The sequence below is a fragment of the Actinotalea caeni genome, assembly GCF_009733795.1.
GTDB lineage: Bacteria > Actinomycetota > Actinomycetes > Actinomycetales > Beutenbergiaceae > Pseudactinotalea > Pseudactinotalea caeni.
In genome coordinates this window covers 94,018-108,969 of record NZ_WNXX01000005.1, presented here as the reverse complement: position 1 = coordinate 108,969, position 14,952 = coordinate 94,018, and the positions used below count along the sequence as shown (strand labels likewise).

The window sequence follows — 14,952 nt, the reverse complement described above, 5'->3', positions numbered from 1 at the left end:
ACCCGGTCGGGACGAGCAGCGTGGAGAGGGGGTCCGATGGAACGTCGACACAGGCAGATCGACGTGCTGCGCGCGATCGTGCAGGACTACGTCCGCAGCCGCGAGCCCGTCGGCTCCCGCACGCTCGTGGAGCGGTACGACCTCGGGGTCTCGCCCGCCACGATCCGCAACGACATGGCGGCGCTGGAGGAGGCCGGCTACATCACGCAGCCGCACACCTCGGCCGGGCGCATCCCCACCGACAAGGGCTACCGCGAGTTCGTCGACCAGATCAACGTCGTCAAGCCGCTCTCCGGCGCCGAGCGGCGCGCGATCTCCGAGCTGCTCGAGGGCGCCGTCGACCTCGACGACGTGCTCGAGCGCACCGTGCGGTTGCTCGCCCAGCTCACGCAGCAGGTGGCGATCGTGCAGTACCCCTCGCTACGACGCTCGGCGCTGCTGCACGTCGAGCTCGTGCCCGCGGCCACCCACCGGCTGATGGTCGTCATCATCACCGACACCGGCCGTGTCGAGCAGCGCACGGTCGAGATCTCCCAGGAGGAGCTCGACGGCGCCACGCTCGCCGAGCTGCGTGCCCGGCTCAACGCCGCGGGCGTGGGGCGGCGGATGCCCGAGCTGGTCACCGCGCTGCGCGAGGTCGTCGGGGCCTTCCCGCACGAGGACGCCGAGCTCGTGGACGCGGTGATCGATGTGGTCGTCGACACGATGTCGGAGGAGGTCGGCGAGCGTATCGTGATGGCTGGCACGGCCAACCTCGCGCGCGCCGACGTCGACTTCACCCGCACGATCACGCCGGTGCTGGAGGCGCTGGAGCAGCAGGTGGTGCTGCTGCGGCTGCTCAGCGAGATGGCCGAGGAGTCGCCGCTGGCCGTGCGCATCGGCCACGAGACCCACACGGAGGGACTGAGCGAGACCGCGGTCGTCGCGGGCGCCTACGGAACATCGGGCGTCGGTGCCGGGTTCGGTCAGGTGGGCATCGTGGGACCCACCCGGATGGACTACCCCTCGACGATGGCGGCGGTGCGCGCGGTGGCGCGGTACCTGTCGAAGATCCTGGCGTCCTGACGCCCGACGACCGCAGGAACGGACGAGACGAGAAGCGTGACGGACTACTACGAGGTGCTCGGCGTCTCACGCGACGCCACACCCGACGAGATCAAGCGGGCGTACCGCAAGCTGGCGCGTCAGCTCCACCCCGACGTCGCCGGCCCCGAGGCGGGCGACCGCTTCAAGGAGGTGACGGAGGCCCACGAGGTCCTCTCGAACCCCGAGAAGCGCCGCATGTACGACCTCGGTGGCGGCATGCCCGGGATGTCCGGTGCCGGCGCCGGGTTCGGGTTCAGCGACATCTTCGAGACGTTCTTCCAGGCCGCCGCTGGCGGCGGTGCGTCGCGCGGGCCGGCCTCGCGCGTGCGCCGCGGCCAGGACGCGCTCATCCGCATCGACGTCACGCTCGCGGAGGCCGCGTTCGGCGCGACCCGCGAGGTCGTCGTCGACACCGCGGTGCTCTGCACGGTCTGCCACGGCACCTGCTGCCGGCCCGGCACCGGCCCGGTGACGTGCGTCGAGTGCCAGGGCCGCGGCTCGGTGCAGCGCGTCGCCCGCTCGTTCCTCGGCAACGTCATGACGACCGCCCCCTGCGCCGCCTGCGGCGGCTTCGGCTCGGTCATCCCCGACCCGTGCCCCGAGTGCTCGGGCGAGGGTCGGGTGCGCACGCGCCGCACGATCACGGTCAACATCCCGGCGGGCGTCGACTCCGGCACCCGCATCAAGCTGAGCGGGCAGGGCGAGGTCGGCCCCGGCGGCGGCCCCGCGGGCGACCTCTACGTCGAGGTCCGCGAGAAGAAGCACGGCCTGCTCACCCGCCGCGGCGACGACCTCCACTGCGAGGTCGAGCTCCCGATGACGGCGGCGGCGCTCGGCACCGTGCTGACGATCGAGACGCTCGACGGCGTCCAGGAGGTCGACGTCCGGCCGGGCACCCAGCACGGCGACGTCGTGACGCTGCGCGGCCTCGGCATCGGGCACCTGCAGAGCTCGGGGCGCGGCGACCTGCACGTGCACATCAAGGTGACCGTGCCGACCCGGCTCACCCCCGAGCAGGAGCGGCTGCTGCGCGAGCTCGCCGTCGAGCGTGGCGAGGAGCGCCCGGAGGCGCGGCAGGTACCGGTCAAGGGCTCGGTGTTCCGCAAGCTGCGGGACACCTTCGCGGGTCGCTGAGCGCCGGGGCATGACGGCGCCGGTCTTCGTCGTCGACCCGGGCGCGCTCGACGGCGTCGCCGCGGGCGGGCGGTGGACCCTCACCGGCCCGGAGGCGCGGCACGCCGTGTCGGTGCAGCGGCTGCGGGCGGGGGAGCCGATCGAGGTGGTCGACGGCGTGGGGACCCGGCTGGTGGGCGAGGTCGCGCCCGGCTCGGGACCGGCCGCCGTCGAGATCGAGGTCACGGCGGTGACGTCCGAGCCGCCGGCCTCGCCGCGGCTCGTGCTCGTGCAGGCGCTCGCCAAGGGCGACCGCGACGAGATGGCCGTCGAGGCCGCCACCGAGCTCGGCGTCGACGCCGTGCGTCCGTGGCAGTCCGAGCGGTCGGTGGTCCAGTGGCGCGGCGACAAGGCCGCCAAGGGCGAGCAGCGCTGGCGCGCGATCGTGCACGCGGCGACGAAGGTCGCCCGCCGGTCCTGGCTGCCGGAGCTGCTGCCGTTCGTGCGTGGCCAGGCGCTGGTCGACGTCGTGGCCGAGGCGACCGGTCGCGGTGCGCTCGTGCTCGTGCTGCACGAGGTCGCTGCCGCGCCGCTCGTGCAGGTGCCGGTCGAGGGCGTGCCCGAGATCGTCGTCGTGGTCGGGCCCGAGGGGGGCCTGAGCGACGCCGAGGTCGAGGCGTTGGCGGCAGTCGGCGGTGCGCCGGTGCTGCTGGGCCCGCACGTGCTGCGGAGCTCGACGGCGGGGCCCGCGGCGCTCGCGGTGCTCGCCGCGCGCACCGGCCGCTGGGGCTGACCCCTGGCCCGGCGGGGCGCGACTCTGCCACCCTGTGCGCGTGGCGCAGGCGCTCCCACCGCTGGCTCGTGGCCGCGTGCTCGGCGCGGCCGGTGCCCTCGCGCTGCTGCTCGCAGGCACCGCCGGTGGCTACGGCTACCACCGTGACGAGCTGTACTTCCGGATGCTGCCGCCCGCGTGGGGCCACCTCGACCAGCCGCCGTTGACGCCGCTGCTGGCGCGGTCCCTCGCGGCCGTCGTCGACGAGCCGTGGGCGCTGCGGCTGCCGGCGGTCGTGGCCGCGTGCCTGACGGTCGTCGTCGTCGCGCTGGTCGCGCGCGAGCTCGGCGGCGGGGCGGCCGCGCAGGGGATCGCGGCATGGGGCGCCGGGTTCGGGGTGTTCCCGCTCGCGTTCGGCCACGTGCTGCTGACGGCGTCGCTCGACATGCTGCTGTGGCCAGTCGTCGTGCTGTGCGTCGTGCGGGCCGTGCGCCGCTCACCGGCCTGGTGGCTCGCCGCCGGCGCCGTCGCCGGGCTCGCGCTCGCCAACAAGCTGCTGGTGCTCGCGCTGCTGGCGTCGCTCGGGGTGGCGATCCTCCTGGTGGGGCCGCGACACGTGCTGCGCTCGCCCTGGCCGTGGGCGGGGGTGCTGGCGGTGCTCGTCGTGGGATCGCCGAGCCTGCTCTACCAGGCTCTCGAGGGGTGGCCGCAGCTGCGGATGGGCCAGGCGCTCGGCGAGACCAACGCCGACGAGGTCCGGGTGCTCGTGCTGCCGTTCCTCGCGCTGCTGCTGGGGCCGCTGCTGGTGCCGGTCTGGGGCGCGGGCGTGGTCGCGCTGCTGCGCCGGCCGGCGTGGCGAGAGCTGCGGTTCCTCCCGGTGGCGCTGGGGCTGCTCGTGGTGCTGACCGTCGTCATGGGCACCCAGCCCTACTACCCGCTCGGGCTGCTGCTCGTGCTGCACGGCGTCGGCTCCGTGCCGGTCGCGGAGTGGGCGGCGCGCGGCCGGGTGCGGCGGGGCCTCGCGATCGCTGCGGTCGCGCTCGACGGGGTGGTGGCGGCGGTCGTCGCGCTGCCGCTGGTGCCGCTGGAGCGACTCGGCGGCACACCGGTGCCCGAGGTCAACCAGCTCGCCGCCGACCAGGTCGGCTGGGAGCGCTACGCCGAGCAGGTGCGCGACGTCGCCGTCGACGCCGGCGCCGACGTCGTGATCGCGAGCAACTACGGCGAGGCGGGCGCGCTCGACCGGTACGGCAGCGGTGGCGTGCCGGTCGTCAGCGGGCACAACGCGCTCGCCGCGCTCACCGCGCCGCCGCCGGCCGCCGACGTCGTCGTGGTCGTCGGCGGCCAGTACGGCTGGACGCAGCGCTTCTTCGAGCGCTGCGAGGTCCGCGACCGCCTCGACAACGGGCTCGGTGTCGACAACGAGGAGCAAGGGGTGCCGGTCGCGGTGTGCCACGACCCGCTCGAGCCGTGGGACACGCTCTGGCCGCGCCTGGCGCACCTCGACTGAGAGACGTGGCACGCCGCCCGGGGGAGACGTTTGTCACCCCCACGGCGGGGCGGCCGAAAATGTGTCGGGCGACGTCGGTGGTCGGTCGTAGCGTCGTCGGCGGCATGATCACCGCTCCCGAGACCACCGAGACCACCGAGGCCGCGAGCCGCCCCGAGGCGGCACCGCGGCCCGCCCGGCGTGCCCCCGACCCGTCGCGCGCTGTCGACTGGCGCCGGCTGCGTCGGCCTGCCGCACTCGCGGCGCTGCTGGCGCTGACCGCAGGCGCGATCGGGCAGGTGCTCGGCACCGCGGCGGCCGGTCGGCTCGCCGAGGACCCGACCACGGCGGGGCTCGTGCTGCTCGCGCTGTGCGTCGTCGGCGGTGCCGCGCTCGACGGGCTCGGGCAGGTGATCTGGGCGGGCGTCGTCGACCGTGCCGAGGGCCGGCTGCGCAGCGACCTGCTGAGCGCCGCGCTCCGGCAGCCGCTCGCGGTGCTCTCCGAGCAGGCGGTCGGCGAGATCCTCGACCGCGTCGACGACGACACGCACGCCGTCGGCACGCTCGTGCGGCGACAGCTGTGGGGTGCCGGCCGCACGCTCGTGGCGACGGTCCCGATGTGGGTGCTGGCCGGGCTGACCTGGTGGCCCGCGTGGGTGCTGTTCCCGGTGCTGGGCGTCCTCGTGTGGGCCACGACCCGTCGCATGCTCGCCGAGATCGCTCGCCGCAAGGTCGTCGAGGAGATGGCGTGGACCGACCACGCCGCCGCCTTCGAGGAGGCGGTCGCCGCGCGCAACGACCTCCGCACCAGCCTGGGGCAGCCGTTCGCCGTGCGCCGCCTCGCGCAGCTCTCCGCGCTCGTGCACGAGAAGTTCCGCCGCGTGGTGCAGGTCGAGGAGCGGCTGCTGCGCCGCGCCGGCCTGCTCACCTACGCGCTGCTCGCGGCCACCGCCGTCGTCAGCGCCGTGCTCGCCGCGGGCGGCGGGCTGTCGGTGCAGCAGCTCGTGACGCTGTTCCTGGTGACCGCGATGTTCATCGGGCAGATCGACAACCTCGTGCACCACCTCCCGGACATCCAGGAGGGCCTGGGCGCGGTCATGCGGCTGCGCCAGATGCTCGCGGTCGAGCCGGAGCCCGAGGGCGGCGACCCGGTGCCGGACGGCCCGCTCGACGTCGAGCTGCGCGACCTCACCTTCGCCTACGAGGAGGGCGCGTTCGCGCTGCGCGACGTCAGCCTGCACGTGCCGGCGGGGGAGACGATCGCGCTCGTGGGGCGCACCGGCTCCGGCAAGTCGACGCTCGCCTCGCTGCTCTCGCGCGCGGTCGAGCCGGGGCGTGGCATGGTGCTGCTGGGCGGTGCCGACGTGCGCGACCTCGACCTGCAGGAGCTGCGGCGCGCGATCGGCGTCGTCACGCAGCGCACCGAGATCCTCGCGGGCACGCTCGCCGAGAACATCGCGCTGTTCGCCGACGTGCCGCGGGCACGGGTCGAGGCGGCCGTCGAGGAGCTGGGGCTGGGGGAGTGGGTCGCGGGGATGCCCGACGGCCTGGACACCCTGCTCGGGCCTGGCGGCACCACGCTCTCGGCCGGCGAGGAGCAGCTGGTCGCGTTCGCGCGCCTGCTCGTCCGTGACGTGCAGCTGGTCGTCCTCGACGAGGCGACCGCCCGCATGGACCCGCTCACCGAGGCGCGCGTCGTCGCCGCGTCGGAGCGGCTGCTGCGCGGCCGCACCGGGGTGCTGATCGCGCACCGGCTCGGCACGATCGAGCGCGCCGGCCTCGTCGCCGTCCTCGACCACGGGCGCGTCGTGCAGCACGGAGCCCGGGCGGCGCTCGCGCGCACGCCCGGACCGTTCCGTGCGCTGCTCGACGCCGCCGCGAGCGACGGCTCGCTCGACGACGAGGACTACGACGACACGCTCGCGCGCACCGAGCCCGCGCAGGAGCGGGCCACGGACGCGACGACGGCTGCCGAGACCGGAGCCGCACCTCCGGCGACCGAGGCACCGGCGGCCGAGGCCGTCGGCGGTCGCCGACGCACCGGTCCGCCGCCGGCGGTGCCGGAGCCGGGCACCGGGCTCGGCCTCGCGCGCGGCATCCTGCGTGCGCTGCTCGTCCGCCCCCGGTGGGGGCTGTTCGCCGCGCTGCTGTTCCTGCTGGCGAGCCTGGTCGCCGCGCAGGGCGCCGTGAGCGGTTTCCTGTGGGGCCGCACGGTCGAGCAGGTGCAGGCCGGTGTGGTGCCGATCGGGCTCGTGGCCGCGCTCGCGGTGCTGCTGCTCACGCAGCCGTTGCTGATCTCGCGCGCGATCGGGCTGTACCCGCGCTGGTGGGTGGAGGTGCTGCTGCGCATCCGGATGCGCGTCATGCACGGGCAGACCAGGCAGCACCGGCTGCCCGCCACGCCACCCGGCGAGGTCGTCGCCCGGGCGATGGACGCGGACCGGTTCGTGCGCTACGCCGACCGCTGGGTCGACTTCGTCAACGGGCTGCTCGTCGTCGCGGTGACCGCGCTCATCAGCGGCACCTGGACGGCCGGTGCCGTCCTCCTCGCGGTCATGCTGGTCTCGGCGGCGGCCTCGGCGATCGGACGACCGATCGCGGGCCGGTCGGCGACACGGTCCTCGGCCGCGCGCGCCCGCTTCGGACGAGCGCTGGTCTCGGCGCTCGACGCCGCCCGCACCGTCAAGCTGGCGGCCCGCACGCCCGACGTCCGGCGTCATCTCGGCGAGGTGGACTCCGGCCGCGTGCGTGCGGCGATCTTCGAGCACCGGGTGCAGGCGGTCCTCGACGCCGTGCCGGTGGTCACGCTGTCCGCGGGTGTCGTCGTGTCGTGGGGGATGCTGCTGCTGGGCCGCTGGGACCTCGCGACGACGCTGCTGGTGGCCAACGCGGTCACGGGCTTCGCGTGGTTCGGGATCGTGGCGGGCGCGGTCGTCACCGAGGCCCCGGGCACCCGGTCGTGGCAGGTCGCGACCGCGCGGTTCGCGGGCGGTGTCGACCTCGTCGCGCCCGTGACCGGTGTCGACCTCGTCACGGGCCGGGCACCCGCGCCGCCGCCGGCGCGCCGCGAACCGCTGCAACGGCTGGAGCTGCGCGGCGTCAGCGCGGTGCACGACGACGGCACGATCGGCGTGCTCGGCGTCGACCTCGAGATCCGCCGCGGCGAGCTGGTGCTGCTGCTCGGCCAGGTGGGCTCGGGCAAGTCCTCGCTGCTGTCGGCCCTGGCGGGTCTCGTGGAGCACACCGGCGAGGTGCGGTGGAACGGCAGCGACGTCGAGGACGCGCAGGCGTTCCTGCGGCCCGCGCAGGTCGCGCACGTGGCCCAGGTGCCGCGCGTGCTGTCGGGCACGTTCGCCGAGAACATCACGCTCGACCACCCCCGCGCGCTGGAGGGCCCGCTGCGCGGTGCTCGGCTGACCCAGGACGTCGAGGAGGCCGGTGGGCCGCACGCGCTCGTGGGGCACCGCGGCGTCCGCCTCTCGGGCGGCCAGGTGCAGCGGCTGGCGCTGGCCCGCGCGCTCGCGACCGAGGCCGAGCTGCTGCTGGCCGACGACGTGTCGAGCGCGCTCGACGCGGCCACCGAGATCGAGCTGTGGAGCGCTCTGCGCGAGCGCGGCACCACCGTGGTCGGGGCCACCTCGAAGCGCGCGGCGCTGGCCCGCGCCGACCGGGTGGTCGTGCTGGTCGACGGCGAGGTCGCCGAGGTCGGCCCGTGGGACCGGCTGGCCCCCCGGTGGGCGCACCTGGCCGGCTGAGCCCCCCGGTGCGAACGGCGGCCGCGCCGTGAGCGGCGGCGTCGCGCACGCCGTCGGTCCCGCTACTGTCCGGCCATGACGCGGAGCTGGCCGTTCCCGTGGCCGGAGGAGAAGGTCGAGCGCTGGCGCGCCCTGCGGGTCGCCGAGCCGATCACGGTCGACGGCCGGCTCGACGAGCCGGCGTGGCAGCGAGCACCGCGCTCACCCCGGTTCCGGGACATGGTGCACGGCACCGAGACCGTGCACGGCACCGAGGTGGCGGTGCTGTGGGACGCCGAGCACCTCTACGTCGGCTTCTGGGTCGAGGAGCCGTTCGTCGAGGCGCGGGTCACCGAGCGCGACGACCTCGTCTACAACGACAACGACGTCGAGCTGTTCGTCGCGGGCCCGGACGCCTACTACGAGCTCGAGATCAACGCGCTCGGCACGATCTACGAGGCGCTGTTCGTGTGGTCCGACGCCTACCGCGCCTCCGGCTTCGACGCGCTGCCGGGGCTCGCACCCGGCACCGAGGGACACCAGCCCTTCGACGGCGTCGGGCTGAACCACCCGCGCGGTCGCCGCGAGGGCTTCTTCCGGTGGGACCTGCCGGGCCTGCGGGCGGCGGTCGCCGTCGACGGCACCCTGAACGACAGCAGCGACCGCGACCGCGGATGGACGGCCGAGATCGCCGTGCCGTGGCAGTCGCTGGGTGTGCTCACGCACGGGCACGACGGCATCGCGCTGCCGCCCCGTCCCGGCGACGTCTGGCGGATCGACGCCTCTCGCTTCAACACCTACAGGGCCGCGCCCCCGGCGGAGGACTCCGGCGGCTGGGTGTGGAGCCCGCACGGCGTCTGGGACTCGCACGTACCCGAGCTGTTCACGCAGGTGGAGATCGGTGACGACCTCGTGTGACGTCGCGCACCTGCACCGTCGCGACAAGGTTCTCGGCACGGCGCGTCGGTAGGGTCGGAGCATGCCCCGCATCGTCGAGCCGACGCTGGTCGAGCACAGGGCCGCCCGTGAGCGCGCCCTGCTCGACGCCGCGCACGCGCTGCTGGTCGAGACCGGTGAGGCGCCCGGGCTCGCGGAGGTGGCGGCGCGCGCAGGGCTCGCGCGGACCAGCGTCTACCAGTACTTCGGCTCGCGGCAGGAGCTGCTGCAGGCGATGGTGCGCGACGTCTTCCCGCGCTGGACCGAGCGTGTGACCTCGGCGATGGCCGCGGCCGGCTCGACGGCGGACCAGGTGCTCGCGTACGCCGTCGCGAACCTCGAGCTGGTGGCCGAGGGTGCGCACGCCGTCGGCAGCGCGCTCGCCGCGCTGGAGCCGGGCGAGCTGCTCGACGAGCAGGCGGCGCGGATGCACCGCGAGATCCAGGAGCCGCTCGTGCGGGCCCTGGCCGACGTCGGCGTCGCGGCACCCGAGCAGGTCGCGGAGCTGGTCAACGCGGTCGTGCACGGCGCCACCCTGCAGCTCGACGGCGACCGCTCGCTCGACGACGTCGTGCGGACGCTGACGGCCGTCATCGCCCCGATGGTGCGCGAGCTCGGGGGCACCGGCGTCGTCGCCCGCTCCTGAGAGCGGGCTCACACCACCCGACCCGACAGGCCGTCGGGATCTGTGGCAGACTGGAACCATCTTCTCGACATGCTGTCGGCAAGAGCTGGTGCGCAGGCGTCCTGCCCGCCCGGCCCGCGGCAGCGCGACCCCGAAGGGTTCCCGTGTTCCTCGCTGTGCGTGAGCTGACCCACGCTCGTGGCCGGTTCGGCCTCATGGGGGTGGTGATCGCTCTGATCGCCGTGCTCATGGTCATGCTGTCCGGTCTCTCCGGAGGCCTCGTCAACGACGGCGTCTCCGGCCTCAAGAACCTGCCCGTCACCGCCTTCGCCTTCGACGAGGGCACCAAGACCGACAACGCGTTCTCCCGCTCGGTCGTCGACGGCGAGCAGCTCGCCGCGTGGCGCGACCAGCCCGACGTGGAGGCCGCGACGCCGATCGGTGTCGCGATCGTCAACGCGGTGACCGACGACGGCACGCAGATCGACCTCACGGTCTTCGGTGTCGAGGAGGACTCCTTCCTCGCCCCGACGCCGTCAGACGGCTCCGGGCTCGGCGCCCCGGCCGGCATCGTCGTCTCGGAGACCCTGCGGTCCGAGGGTGTCGAGCTCGGCACGGTCGTCACGCTCGACCAGACCGAGACCGAGCTGGAGGTCGTCGGCTTCACGCAGGGACAGGCCACGTTCGGCCACGTCGACGTCGCCTACGCCCCGCTCGCCACGTGGCGGCTGATCACGCTCGGCGACGCCCCGGCGGGCGCCGCCCCGACCGAGGCCGACCTCGCGGGTGTCGACGCCGACCACGCCTCGGCGATCGCCCTGCAGGCGGTGCCCGGGTCCGCTCTCGCGTCCGGCGACACCGACGCGGTCGCAGCGGCCGACGCCGCCGCCGGCACCACCACGATGACGCTCGTCGAGTCCTTCAACGCCTCCCCGGGCTACCAGGCCGAGACGCTGACGCTCGCGATGATCCAGTGGTTCCTGTACGCGATCGGCGCGCTGGTCGTCGGTGCGTTCTTCACCGTCTGGACGATCCAGCGCGGGCACGAGCTCGCCGTGCTGCGCGCGATGGGCGCCTCGGCGCGCTACCTGGTCCGCGACGGCCTCACGCAGGCGGGCATCCTGCTGGTGACGTTCACCGCCGTCGGCGTCGCCGTGGGGCTGGGCCTCGGCGCCCTCATGCCCGAGGGGATGCCGTTCTCCCTCGAGGCCGGGCCGATCGCCGTCGCGTCGGTCGTCACGATCCTGCTCGGTCTGGCGGGTGCCGCCGTCGCCGTGCTCCGCGTCACCCGAATCGAACCCGTCACTGCCCTCGGAGGAGCCCGATGACGCAGCCCGCAACCGCCCCCACCGTCGCGGCCGAGGCCGCCGGCGACCGTTCCGCAGCCACGCTCGTGCTGCAGGACGTCACCCTCGAGGTCGGCGACGGCGAGGGCAAGGTCCGCGCGCTCGACGGCGTCGACCTCCAGGTGCACCCCGGCGAGCTCGTCGCGATCATCGGCCCGTCGGGCGCCGGCAAGTCCTCGCTGCTCGCCGTCGCCGGCGCGCTGGCCGCCCCGACCTCCGGGTCGGTGCGGGTCCTCGACCAGGACCTCGGCCCGCTGTGGGAGCGCGGTGGCCAGAGCGCGTTGGCGCGGTTCCGCCGCGAGCGCCTCGGCTACGTCTTCCAGAGCGGCAACCTGCTGCCCGCGCTGACCGCGGCCGACCAGCTGCGGCTGGCGTACCGGATCGCGCACAAGCGTGGCCGCGCCCGCAGCTTCGACCCGCAGCCGCTGCTGGACGCGGTCGGCATGGGTCACCGCGCCGGCAGCCGCCCCGGTCAGCTCTCCGGCGGCGAGCGGCAGCGCGTGAGCATCGCCCGCGCGCTCGTCAACGAGCCCGCGGTGCTGCTGGTCGACGAGCCGACCGCCGCACTGGACCGCGCGCGCAGCCAGGACGTCGTGGCGCTGCTCGCCGAGCAGTGCCACGAGCGCGGGGTCGCCGGCGTCATGGTGACCCACGACCACGACGTCCTGGCCCGCTGCGACCGCGTGCTCGAGATGGTCGACGGCCGGCTCTCGCCGGCCTCCGCCTGACACGGGACGACCCGGCCGAGACCCGGACCGGGGGCAGAAGTGGGTTGAAACCGTCTCCGGGGGCAGAAGTGGGTTGAATCCGGAGGGGTTGCTTTCGACCGACTTCTGCCCCCCTACTGGCTTTCAACCCGGTTCTGCCCCCCCCTACCGGCTTTCAACCCGGTTCTGCCCCTACCGGCTTTCGACCCAGTCCTGCCCCCAACCGGGTCTCGGGCCACGTGTGCTCGACCGCGCGGTCAGTCCGCCAGCTCGAGGAGGGCGTGGGCGGCGTTGTGGCCGGCGATGCCGCTGACTGCGCCGCCCCGCACGGCGCCGGAGCCGCACACGAGCACGCGCGGGTAGGCGGTCGCGACGCCCCAGCGCCTGGCCGGGTCCTCGGCGACGGCGTCGCCGGGCAGCCACGGCCAGGAGAGGTCGCCGTGGAAGATGTGGCCGCCGGGCATCCCGAGGTCGGCCTCGACGTCGAGCGGCACCTTGGCCTCCAGGCACGGCTCGCCGCGGGCGTCGCGCAGCAGCAGCGGCGCGAGCGGCTCGGCCAGGTGCGTCTCCAGCCCGGCGACCGCCTGCGCCACCAGCCGGTCCCGCGGCGTCGGGTCGTCGGCGCGCACGTGCAGCCCGAAGTAGGTGAGCGTGTGCACGCCGGCGGCGGCGAGCGCGGGGGAGAGGATCGAGTCGTCGGTGAGCGTGTGGCAGTAGACCTCGCCGGGCGGCGCGCCCGGCAGGTCGCCCAGCGGCGTGCCCGCGGCGACCGCGCGGTGCACGCGCTCGAGGTCGTCGTACCCCTCGCCGCTGTGCAGCGTGCCGGCGAACGCGACCGCAGGGTCGACCCCGCTGCGCAGCCGCGGCAGCCGCTCGAGCACCATGTTGAGCTTGAGCTGGGCCCCGACGGGGCGAGGACCCGACGCGCCGCCCCGTGCCGTCAGGCCGTCGAGCGTCGCAGGCGCCACGCCGCTGAGCACCCAGTCGGCGCGGCGGGCCTGCTCGCCGTCGTCGGCGGTGCGGACCGTCACCCCGGCCTCGTCCGGCTCGACGGCGCTCACCCGGGCGCCCGTCGTCAGCCGCGCCCCGGCCTCGCGTGCCGCCCGCGCGAGCGCCGCGGTCACCGCGCCCATGCCGCCGACCGGCACCCGCCACGGCCCGCCGAGCACGTGGTAGAGGAAGCAGCGGTTCTGCACGAGCGAGGTCTCGCGCAGCGACGCGAACGTGCCGATGAGCGCATCGGTCGCGACCACGCCGCGCACGAGGTCGTCGTGGAAGCGACGCTCGAGCGCCTCACCCAGCGGTCGCGCCACGAGGTCGCGCCAGACGGTGTCGGGCACCGCGTCCCGGACGGTCGCCTCGCTCGGCAGCGGCTGCAGCACCGTGCTCGCGAGCGCATCCACGAGCACCTGGGCGTCGGCGTAGAACGACTCCCACGCGTCGTGCTCGGCGTCGTCGCCGGTGCGGTCGCGGAAGGACGCCCGGGTCGCCGCGCGGTCGTCGGTGACGACGAGCGCGGCCGGACCGCCCGGACCCGGGTAGGGGGTGCAGGACGACACCTGGCGGTGCCGGAGCTCGAGGTCGAGCCCGAGGTCGTCCGCCAGGGCGTCCGGCAGCAGGCTGACGAGGTAGGAGTAGCGCGAGAGCCGGACGTCGACACCGGGGAAGGGTCGCTCGCTCACGGCGGCCCCGCCGACGTGGTCCTTGGCCTCGAGGACCTCGACGTCGTGGCCCGCCCGCGCGAGGTAGGTCGCGGCGACCAGCGCGTTGTGGCCGCCCCCGACGACGATCACCCGCATCCGCCGCTCCTGCTCGTCACGGTCGTCGCGGCCCGGGTCGGTCGCCCGGCCCCCTCAGCTGGGCTGGTAGGTGCCGAACGACCACTGGTTGCCCTCGGGGTCGAGCACCGTGCCGCCGCGCCCGCCGTAGTCCTTGTCGCTCACGGGATCCATGATCGTCGCACCCGCGGCGAGCGCGCGCTCGACGATGTCGTCGGGGTCGTCGACCACCAGGTACGCGGCGGCCTGACCGGGGGGCGACCCGGCGCCCTCGCGGGCGGAACCGCCCATGAACCCGGCCCCGCCGGGCCCGATCCACTCGCCGTGCACGATCACGTCCGGGTCGTCCTCGGACCGGTACACCGCGTGCTCCCGGACGCCGATGGCGGCCAGCCACGCGGTCATGACCGCGGTGTCGTTGAAGGTGATGTTCTGCCAGTGCTTGATGTCCGCCGCGCGGACCGTGCTGTCGCTCATGCCTCACCATCCTGCTGACGCGACGCCGCCATGTCTTGAACGATCGGGAGCTCCTGGCGCCGCCACGCCGTCGGGCTGCAGCCCGCGAGCTCGCGCCACTCGCGCGCCAGGTGGGCCTGATCGGCGTACCCGCAGGCGGCTGCGACGTCGGCCAGTCTGCGTCCCGCGGCCACCATCGGCTGGCTGCGCTGGAACCGCGCCAGCTGCCGCCACCGCTGCGGCGTCACGCCGGTCTCGACCCGGACCAGCTCGCCCAGGTGCCGCCGCGTCAGGCCGACGTCGGACGCGACGGCGGAGACCGCGGCGCCGCGCGTCAGCAGTGCCAGCGCGCGCCCCACCTCGGCGCGTGGCGCGCGCGCCTCGCGGCGCTCCAGCGCCTGCAGCAGCGCCCTGCCGACGGCGGCGCCCCAGCCCGAGGACGGGGTCGTCGCCAGCCGTTCGGGAAGGGTCCGGAACGAGCGGTCGACGTCGTCGAGCTCGACGAGGGTGCCCGCGAGCGCCCCCGCGGGCACACCGAGCAGGGCTCGGGCACCCGCGGGCGTCAGCCCGAGGCAGACGCCGGCCATCCGTCCGCCGTGCCGGATGTGCGCCGGTCGCGTGTGCAGCCCGCTGACCGACTGCCACGAGCGCTGCCGGCTGCCCGGGTCGCCCGACCACGCGACGTCGAGCGGGTCGTCCACCGGGAGCACGACCGAGACCTGCGTCGACGGCAGCCCGAGGTGCACGCCCGGCGGCCCGGTGATGTCGTAGACCGACATGCTCCGGACGTACGGGGCGAGCGCGGCGGCCGCTGCGACGCCCATGCCCCCATCGTGCCAGGTACGCCGGGCCGCGGACCGGTACGCTGGTCGGGCAACCATCACCGACGAGGGGAACCGGGGCGTACCGC

12 protein-coding genes are annotated in these 14,952 nt (G+C 75.1%); 9 read left to right on the top strand and 3 right to left on the bottom strand.

The window, feature by feature from the left end; genetic code table 11:
* The first annotated feature begins 36 nt into the window (after nucleotides 1–36).
* The 9 genes from hrcA to GPA02_RS06205 all read left to right on the top strand — a co-directional run bounded on the left by hrcA (nucleotide 37) and on the right by GPA02_RS06205 (nucleotide 11,829).
* Nucleotides 37–1,065 (top strand): heat-inducible transcriptional repressor HrcA, encoded by a 1,029-nt coding sequence (gene hrcA, locus GPA02_RS06245; protein WP_156199053.1) that lies wholly within the window; start codon nucleotides 37–39, stop codon nucleotides 1,063–1,065.
* 36 nt (nucleotides 1,066–1,101) lie between these two features.
* A complete protein-coding gene (gene dnaJ, locus GPA02_RS06240) occupies nucleotides 1,102–2,220 on the top strand; it encodes a molecular chaperone DnaJ (protein WP_156199052.1) in 1,119 nt (372 codons plus the stop codon).
* A gap of 10 nt (nucleotides 2,221–2,230) precedes the next feature.
* The gene (locus GPA02_RS06235) at nucleotides 2,231–2,992 is read left to right on the top strand and encodes a 16S rRNA (uracil(1498)-N(3))-methyltransferase (protein ID WP_156199051.1); all 762 of its coding nucleotides are present in this window, start codon (nucleotides 2,231–2,233) and stop codon (nucleotides 2,990–2,992) included.
* A gap of 40 nt (nucleotides 2,993–3,032) precedes the next feature.
* On the top strand, nucleotides 3,033–4,481 hold the full coding sequence (locus tag GPA02_RS06230; protein ID WP_204986516.1) for a glycosyltransferase family 39 protein: 1,449 nt from the start codon (nucleotides 3,033–3,035) through the stop codon (nucleotides 4,479–4,481).
* A 104-nt stretch (nucleotides 4,482–4,585) separates the two neighbouring features.
* A complete protein-coding gene (locus GPA02_RS06225) occupies nucleotides 4,586–8,215 on the top strand; it encodes an ATP-binding cassette domain-containing protein (protein ID WP_156199050.1) in 3,630 nt (1,209 codons plus the stop codon).
* A gap of 75 nt (nucleotides 8,216–8,290) precedes the next feature.
* Nucleotides 8,291–9,112 carry a carbohydrate-binding family 9-like protein gene (locus GPA02_RS06220; RefSeq protein ID WP_156199049.1) on the top strand — a complete coding sequence of 274 codons (822 nt, stop codon included), beginning with the start codon at nucleotides 8,291–8,293 and terminating at the stop codon, nucleotides 9,110–9,112.
* 61 nt (nucleotides 9,113–9,173) lie between these two features.
* Nucleotides 9,174–9,776, top strand: coding sequence for a TetR/AcrR family transcriptional regulator (locus GPA02_RS06215; RefSeq protein WP_156199048.1), 603 nt, complete (start codon nucleotides 9,174–9,176; stop codon nucleotides 9,774–9,776).
* A 143-nt stretch (nucleotides 9,777–9,919) separates the two neighbouring features.
* Nucleotides 9,920–11,083 (top strand): ABC transporter permease, encoded by a 1,164-nt coding sequence (locus GPA02_RS06210; RefSeq protein ID WP_156199047.1) that lies wholly within the window; start codon nucleotides 9,920–9,922, stop codon nucleotides 11,081–11,083.
* A complete protein-coding gene (locus GPA02_RS06205; RefSeq protein ID WP_156199046.1) occupies nucleotides 11,080–11,829 on the top strand; it encodes an ABC transporter ATP-binding protein in 750 nt (249 codons plus the stop codon). The genes GPA02_RS06210 and GPA02_RS06205 overlap by 4 nt, the downstream gene beginning before the upstream one ends.
* 236 nt (nucleotides 11,830–12,065) lie before the next feature.
* Here GPA02_RS06205 and GPA02_RS06200 read toward each other — a convergent pair whose 3' ends face one another.
* Genes GPA02_RS06200 through GPA02_RS06190 form a run of 3 tightly spaced genes read right to left on the bottom strand, consistent with a single transcriptional unit; the run spans nucleotide 12,066 to nucleotide 14,866 of the window.
* On the bottom strand, nucleotides 12,066–13,607 hold the full coding sequence (locus GPA02_RS06200; protein WP_156199045.1) for a phytoene desaturase family protein: 1,542 nt from the start codon (nucleotides 13,605–13,607) through the stop codon (nucleotides 12,066–12,068).
* 54 nt (nucleotides 13,608–13,661) lie between these two features.
* Entirely contained in the window at nucleotides 13,662–14,063 is a 402-nt protein-coding gene (locus GPA02_RS06195; protein WP_156199044.1) for a VOC family protein, read from the bottom strand.
* Complete coding sequence (locus tag GPA02_RS06190) at nucleotides 14,060–14,866, bottom strand: helix-turn-helix domain-containing protein (RefSeq protein WP_156199043.1); 807 nt, start codon at nucleotides 14,864–14,866, stop codon at nucleotides 14,060–14,062. The genes GPA02_RS06195 and GPA02_RS06190 overlap by 4 nt, the downstream gene beginning before the upstream one ends.
* Nucleotides 14,867–14,952 lie beyond the last annotated feature (86 nt).